The sequence below is a fragment of the Extibacter muris genome (genome assembly GCF_004345005.1).
Lineage (GTDB): Bacteria > Bacillota > Clostridia > Lachnospirales > Lachnospiraceae > Extibacter > Extibacter muris.
Window position 1 is genome coordinate 1 of sequence record NZ_SMMX01000104.1, and the last position, 522, is coordinate 522.

Below are 522 nucleotides of genomic sequence, written 5' to 3' on the forward strand. Positions count from 1 at the left end.
CTCTCCCTTCTTCTTTCCTCTTCTCTTTTCTTCCTATCTTTCTCTCCTTTATCCTTTTTTACCTAATCTCTCTTTTGGGATTCTTGATTTTTTCTTTGATTTGCCTTTCTCTCTTCCCTCTCCCATCCTTTCTCTAACGATATACGGCTCCTTCCTCCTCTTCCCTCTACCTCCTCTCCCTCCCCCTCCTCCCCTCCTCCTCCTTCCTCTTCTCCTTCCTTTCCTCTCTCTTTCCTCTTTTTTCTTTCTTCCTCCCTCTCTTCTTTTTTCCCCTCCCCCCCCCCTCCTCTTCTTTTTCCTCCTCCCTCCCTCTTCCTTCTCCTTCTTTCTTTTCCCCCTCTCTCCTCTCTTCCCTCCCTCCTCCCTTTCCCTTTTCCCCCCTTCTTCCCTCTTTTTTCCTTCTTCCTTCCTCCTTTCCTTCGTGACCTATTTCCTGATGCCCCCCGGACATATGGCCTTTTTCTTTTCCCCCTCCTTTTCTTTCCTCCCCGTCGGCCTCCTTTCGTTTGGTGTCTGCATGTA

Annotated in this window: 1 protein-coding gene; it reads right to left on the reverse strand. The window is 49.0% G+C overall.

All coding sequences use genetic code 11. The features are described from left to right. Positions 1–166: 166 nt before the first annotated feature. Positions 167–522, reverse strand: a 356-nt coding sequence (locus E1963_RS23965) for a hypothetical protein (protein WP_201272123.1), incomplete at its 5' end; no start/stop codon positions are given.